This is a genomic window from Mesorhizobium yinganensis, assembly GCF_040081985.1.
Lineage (GTDB): Bacteria > Pseudomonadota > Alphaproteobacteria > Rhizobiales > Rhizobiaceae > Kumtagia > Kumtagia yinganensis.
In genome coordinates this window covers 41,990-48,965 of sequence record NZ_JBEBMH010000036.1, presented here as the reverse complement: position 1 = coordinate 48,965, position 6,976 = coordinate 41,990, and the positions used below count along the sequence as shown (strand labels likewise).

Annotated in this window: 3 protein-coding genes and 1 pseudogene; all 4 read left to right on the top strand. The window is 60.7% G+C overall.

The window, feature by feature from the left end:
- Positions 1-1,277: 1,277 nt before the first annotated feature.
- On the top strand, positions 1,278-2,846 hold the full coding sequence (locus tag ABMA59_RS32740) for an arylsulfatase (protein ID WP_349009564.1): 1,569 nt from the start codon (positions 1,278-1,280) through the stop codon (positions 2,844-2,846).
- 332 nt (positions 2,847-3,178) lie between these two features.
- Positions 3,179-4,838 (top strand): annotated as a pseudogene (locus tag ABMA59_RS32735) (arylsulfatase).
- Between the two features lie 142 nt (positions 4,839-4,980).
- A complete protein-coding gene (locus ABMA59_RS32730) occupies positions 4,981-5,958 on the top strand; it encodes an AAA family ATPase (protein WP_349009561.1) in 978 nt (325 codons plus the stop codon).
- Between the two features lie 11 nt (positions 5,959-5,969).
- Positions 5,970-6,974 (top strand): DUF58 domain-containing protein, encoded by a 1,005-nt coding sequence (locus ABMA59_RS32725; protein WP_349009560.1) that lies wholly within the window; start codon positions 5,970-5,972, stop codon positions 6,972-6,974.
- Positions 6,975-6,976 lie beyond the last annotated feature (2 nt).

Here is a 6,976-nt window from a genome sequence, read left to right as displayed (position 1 = left end):
GATCCAGGCGCCAATGCCGCGGCCAGTATCCGGCACTGATCCTCTTCACTCCAACGACGACGACGCTCCGGCCCAGTCAATAACGTCATCTGGCTCATGCTGTGCTGCTAACCACGCTCGTAAGGACGACCTTAAGAGCGCAGCCTCGCTACCATGCCATGCTCGCGCAAGGCGGCCCTCGCCGGAGGCGTACGCTAGGGCGGACGTGTTGATTACATCGAACGCTTCTACAGCCCACGGCGAACGCATTCGACATTGGGATATATGAGCACTGTCGAGTTCGAGGAGAAAGCTATTTTGGCTTAACCTGGTGTCCGAAAAACCGGCAGCATGCCAGGTTCAGCGCTCCTGATTCAAGATTATTCCTCACCGGCACCGTGCCGATACGTCGAACAAATACATCCACCTCACACATGGAGATGAGGCAGATGACCCGTGAATTTGACGTTGCACGACTTTCCCACCTTATACGACGGCTGGTTCGCGAAACCGGCATTGGAGAAAACGACGCACGAAATCTCGTTGTGGCGATCGGAGCCGAATGGCCTTCGCTCGTTCGGGAAGCTCGCCTACGAACTGCATAGAGATCACGTAGGTTACGGAAGTCGCCAATAAGGCCGCGCCACCGCTCACGCTTTAGGCCGCCGAACTGCGTTCGGAACGCATGGCCGGCGCTCATCCGCGAAGCAGTGCAGCCGGTGATCCTCGTGCTTGACGTCCGGTCAGATGGCGGTGACATGCCCTCGTGTACTAAATAGCGCCGCCGTCGAAGAAATTCATGGTCAGCGGAAGTTCACGGTCGACGCAGAGGTCATCCCGTAGCGCGACCCGATGTCGGGAGTCCGGTCGACACGCGCCGGGCGCTAGGCCTGACTATCACCGGACCGCCGATCATGATACGAGGCTTAGGAAAAACCGCGAGACACGAAGGGTCGCGTCATCGTCCGTCCGTATTTCTAGCCGACCGACCTTGCCCAGCGGAGCACGGAGCGCTGCCCTTATGTCACCGGCGAACTCGTTGGTCTACGGAATTTGCAGGCGAGGATTTGCTGCCCCGCTCTGGCGTGCGTCGGTCTTGCTAACATACCGGTGCCGGTCACTTTGGCGTTAGCCGCGCAAGGGATTTTGTCCCTATGTGTTTCGCATGCTCGCGTGCCAAGACGACTGAAATAAATCGACTTTCATCATTTTCGAGATACGCTACCTTGGCGTGCGGGAAGTAGCTTGCAGCGGTCGGGAGTCCCGCCCCACCGTTGAAGGAGGAGAACGTCATGAATATGCGAGGACTGCTGGGAGCGATGATGCTTTCGGCCACTACCGCGCTGACCGTAGGCACGGCAACATACGCCCAAGACCAAGCGCCGGCGAAGCCGAACATCCTCGTCATTTTCGGTGACGATATTGGCCAGACCAACATCTCGGCCTACAGTTTCGGCCTGGTGGGCTACAAGACGCCCAACATCGACCGCTTGGCCAAGGAAGGCATGATGTTCACGGACTATTATGCCGAGAACAGTTGTACGGCCGGCCGCTCGACCTTCATTACCGGCCAGGTCTGCTTGCGCACGGGGCTTTGCAAGGTCGGCATCCCTGGCGCCACGGTCGGCCTGCAGGACCGCGATGTTACGATCGCCGAGGCACTGAAGCCGCTCGGATATGCGACCGGCCAGTTCGGTAAGAACCATCTCGGCGACCGTGACGAATATTTGCCGACGAAACATGGCTTCGACGAGTTTTTCGGCAACCTCTATCACCTCAACGCCGAAGAGGAGCCCGAGCGGCCTTATTATCCCAAGAATGATACCGAGTTCGTCAAAGGCAATTCACCACGCGGCGTGCTGAAGGCGAGCGCCGATGGCAAGATCGAGGACACCGGCCCTCTCAACCGCAAGCGCATGGAAACCGTCGACGACGAGACGACCAGCGCCGCGATCGATTTCATGAAGCGGCAGCACGCGGCGGGCAAACCCTTCTTCACCTGGATGAACACCACCCGCATGCATGCGTTCACGCATGTCCGCGAGTCCATGCAAGGACAGAGCGGCATGCCCGGCAACGAATATGCGGACGGCATGATTGAACATGACGGCGACGTCGGCGAATTGCTTAAGGCTCTCGACGACATGGGTATCGCCGACAATACGCTCGTCGTTTACACCACCGACAACGGCCCGAACCAATGGTCATGGCCGGATGCGGCAACCACGGCGTTCCGCAGCGAGAAGGATACGAACTGGGAGGGAGCCTTCCGCGTCCCGGCATTCGTGCGCTGGCCCGGCAAGATCAAGGCAGGCGAAATCTCAAACCAGATGGTTTCCGGCCTCGACTGGTTCCCGACCCTGCTGGCCGCCGCCGGCGACACGGACATCAAGGATAAGCTGCTGAAGGGCACGGACCTGAATGGCAAGCAGGCCAAGGTGCACCTCGACGGCTACAACCAGCTTCCTTATCTCACCGGACAGGACCCCAAGTCGGCTCGCAGTGAGTTCTACTATTTCAACGACGATGGCGAAATGGTCGCCTATCGCTACAACGACTGGAAGATCATTTTCTGCGAGCAGCGCAAGCCTGGCGGTTTTGAGGTCTGGGCCAACCCATTCACCTGCCTGCGCGCGCCAAAAGTCTTCAACCTGCGGATGGACCCCTACGAACGGGCTGACATCGTCTCGGATCAATACTACGACTGGCTCGCCAAGAACGCCTATCTGATCCAGTATGGCGTGTATCGGGTCGCTCCGTTCCTGCAGACCTTCAAGGACTATCCGCCTAGCCAGCGTCCCGCGAGTTTCAGCGTCGACCAGATGATCGAGGCGTTGATGAACTCGCTGGAAAGCACGGCCAACTAGCCGCGTCAAAGGCGGATGCACGGTGTCTCCCAAGCCTGGAGCCCGGATAATTTGCAATCGCCGGTGTGATCATCCCCAGCCGAGACCGATCGCATCGCGGGAAGAGAACGTGAGCCAACGCAGGGCGGCAAGCTGTGTTGGCCCAAGGTCCAACGCGCCTTGGCGTTTGACTTGCCATAACATTGCAATCGACAGTTGGCGCGTGGCTTACGCCAGAGTCGGAACCGGTGGCTGACCGAATCTTATCTGAGCTGCGAGGTACCTGGGTCTTTCGAAATAGTTGTTCCGCAGGTTGCAATGTCGGCGGTTGGGGCACTACTGAGGAGTGAAACATGGGTAGATCTCACAAACCGAACGATAGTGGAAGTGAGCAGGCCATTCCCCTGAACGTGGACAGGCGAAGCCTGCTGATGGGCGGCACGATCTTGGCGGCCGCGGCAGTTTCGGGGGCATCGACACGACCCGTGCACGCACAGACGCAGGCATCGACCGCCAACAGTAAGCCCCCGAACGTCCTGGTAATTTTCGGCGACGACATCGGTATTCCGCAAATCAGCGCCTACACGATGGGACTGATGGGCTACCGCACGCCGAACATCGACAGGATCGCGGCCGAAGGCGCGATCTTTACCGATTCCTACGGTCAACAGAGCTGCACGGCGGGTCGTGCCTCTTTCATCCTCGGCCAGGAACCATTCCGCACAGGCCTTCTGACCATTGGTATGCCCGGCGATCCGCACGGCATACAGGACTGGATGCCGACGATCGCCGATGTCCTGAAGACCAAGGGTTACTCCACCGGCCAGTTCGGCAAGAACCACCTCGGAGACCAGGACCAGCATCTGCCGACAAAACACGGCTTCGACGAGTTCTTCGGCAACCTCTACCACCTGAACGCCGAAGAAGAGCCGGAAGGCTACTTCTACCCGAAAGAGCCGGAATTCCGGAAGCAATACGGTCCGCGAGGTGTCATCAAGTCCAGCGCGGACGGAAAGATCGAAGACACCGGACCGCTGAACACCAAACGCATGGAGACGGTGGACGAAGAGTTCCTCGCTGCCGCCAAGGACTTTATCGACAGGCAGGCAAAGGCCGACAAACCCTTCTTTGTCTGGTTCAACACCACGCGCATGCACGTATTTACGCATCTCAAACCCGACTCCGTTGGCAAGACGGGCAAGGGCATCCATGCAGACGGCATGGCCGAGCATGACGGGCATGTCGGCCAACTGCTACAGCAGTTGGACGACCTCGACATCACTGAAAACACCATCGTGCTCTACACCACCGACAACGGGGCGGAACTAGCGCTGTGGCCGGATGGCGCACAGACGATGTTCCATGGCGAGAAGGGCACGACATGGGAAGGCGGCATGCGCATTCCGATGATGGTGCGCTGGCCGGGCGTCGTGAAGCCTGGCACGCAAATCAACGAGCCCGTCACGCTGATGGACTGGATGCCGACATTCGCGACTGCGGCAGGCGTAGGCGACGTCAAGGAGCAGATGAAGCAGGGCTTCCAGAGCGGGTCCAAGACGTTCAAGGTTCATCTTGACGGCTACGATCTTACTGCTTTGCTCAAGGGCGAAGCGAAGGAGCCGCCCAAGAGACGTCGTCTACTATTTCGACCAGGGTGGCAACCTCAACGCGATCCGCTGGAACGACTGGAAACTGAGTTTTGCCACTGCTGGCCATGGCAACATCGCGACCGCCACTCGCGAGGTGCCGAGCTGGGCATTGATCGCCAACTTGCGCATGGACCCCTATGAGCGCGGCATGGAAGATGGCGGTGGGGCCATCGAGTTCCTTGCCCGCAACATGTGGCTGCTGGTTCCGATCCAGGGCAAGATCAAGGACTTCTTCTCGGATTTCGACCAGTATCCTTTCCAGACGGGTAGTACGCTGAACGCGAGCGGCATCAACTATGGTTGGCTGCAGCAGCAGGCGGCGCTCAAGCGGCTCGGTGAACTTGAGCGACTGATGCCACAGTAGTCGCCGCAAGAACCGAGGAGGCGACCATGCCGCCTCCTCGCCGGATATGTGGTCGTGAACATCTGCGGGGTCGCGCAAGCCGGCGAAAACGCTTCGATGACCATTGGCGCCGGCGACGGTTGGAAAAATCGGGAAGGAAACCATGACCGCGCATGACGACATTGTCGCCCTGGGCACGCGCATCGGCCAGTCGATCATCGGCCAGGAGGCGATGGTCGAAAGGCTGCTGGTCGGATTGCTCGCCGACGGCCATCTGCTGGTCGAGGGCCTGCCGGGGCTGGCTAAGACGCGTGCCATCAAGAGCCTTGCCAAGAACCTCGATGCCGAGCTGTCGCGTATCCAGTTCACGCCCGACCTGCTGCCGTCCGACATCACCGGCTCGGAGGTATATTTCAGCGAGGGCGGCAAGGGCGAGTTCAAGTTCCAGCAGGGACCGATCTTCGCCAGCCTGATCCTCGCAGACGAGATCAACCGCGCACCGGCAAAGGTGCAGTCGGCGCTTCTGGAAGCGATGGAGGAGCGGCAGGTCACCGTCGGCGGCCAGAGCCACCCGCTGCCCGATCTTTTCCTCGTCATGGCGACGCAGAACCCGATTGAGCAGGAAGGCACCTATCCGCTGCCCGAGGCGCAACTCGACCGTTTCCTGATGCATGTGCAGGTCGGATATCCTGACGAGAAGTCGGAGGCCGCGATCATCAGGCTGAACCGGGCGGAAGAAAACGAGGCCAAGTCGGGCGGGGCCAAGAAACCGGCGGAGAAGTTGGCGCAGAAGGCGGTATTCGACGCCCGCGCAGAGATCGGCAAGATCACCGTTTCGCAGGCCGTCGAGAATTACATGGTGGCGCTAGTCTTCGCGACGCGCTACGCGGCAAAACTCGATCCGGACCTGGCAAAATGGGTACAGGTCGGCGTTAGCCCGCGAGGCGCCATCGGACTCGACAGGGTGTCCCGGGCCTATGCTTGGCTGAAAGGGCGCGACTACGTCACGCCGGACGACGTCAAGGCGATCGTCCACGACGTATTCCGCCACCGGCTGATTCTTTCGTATGAGGCGCATGCGGGCGGGGTCACCGCCGACCAGGCAATTGACCGCGTGGTGGAGCGCGTCGCGGTGGCCTGACGGAGGCAGAGATGGTCCAATCCCTTTCCGCGCTCGCACGATCGACGGGTGTCACCCGCGTTCGAAACGAGAGCGAACCCGGTGCCAAGGGGGTCTACGTCTCGGTCGAGGATCTCGTTGCGCTGGAGGCGGCGGCACGCGATTTCACCTTCCTGCGCAAGGCGCCGGTGCGCCGGCTGCTGGCGGGACGTCATGAATCGCGCATGCGCGGCAGGGGACTGTCGTTCGAGGAACTGCGCGAATACCTGCCGGGCGACGACATCCGTACCATCGACTGGCGGGTGACGGCGCGCACCGGAAAGCCGTTCGTGCGCGTCTATGACGAGGAGAAGGATAGGCCGGCACTGATCCTGGTCGACCAGCGCATCAACATGTTCTTCGGCAGCCGGCGTTCGCTGAAGTCGGTTGCCGCCGCCGAAGCAGCCGCGCTATGCGCCTGGCGAATCATGAATCTTGGCGACCGGGTCGGCGGATTCATCTTCAATGATACGGATATCGATGAGTTGCGGCCGCACCGCAGCCGCGACGCGGTGATCGCGCTCGCCTCCACGATTGCGCGCCGCAATGGCGAACTCACCGCCGCGTCCACCGTGCCGCGTACGCCCGCGCAGCTCGACCACGTGCTGGCGACCGCAAGCAGCATCGCCCGGCATGACCATCTGGTCATCGTGATCAGCGACTTCGACGGGCATGGTCCGGCGACACGCGATATGCTGCTCGCCCTTGCCGCCCACAACGACGTCATCTCCATCCTCGTCTACGACCCGTTCCTGCTGGACTTGCCGCAGTCCGGCGAGATCGTGGCGAGCGGCGGTGCCCTGCAGGCGGAACTTCCCTTCGCAAAAGGCGGTGTTCGCGCGGGCATAACGGCTTTCGCACGCGATCGTGGAAAAGAGCTGCGGTCCTGGCAGCAGGAGCTTGGCCTGCCAATGCTGCCGATCTCGGCCGCCGAAGAGGTCGCGCCGCAGCTTCGGAAACTTTTGGGCCAACTCGCTTCTCGGGGCAGGAGGCGCTAGCG

Bases quoted from the DNA above. Each gene is read 5' to 3' on its own strand.
- ABMA59_RS32730 (WP_349009561.1), top strand. From the start codon at position 4,981: ATGACCGCGCATGACGACATTGTCGCCCTGGGCACGCGCATCGGCCAG.
- ABMA59_RS32725 (WP_349009560.1), top strand. From the start codon at position 5,970: ATGGTCCAATCCCTTTCCGCGCTCGCACGATCGACGGGTGTCACCCGC.
- ABMA59_RS32740 (WP_349009564.1), top strand. From the start codon at position 1,278: ATGCGAGGACTGCTGGGAGCGATGATGCTTTCGGCCACTACCGCGCTG.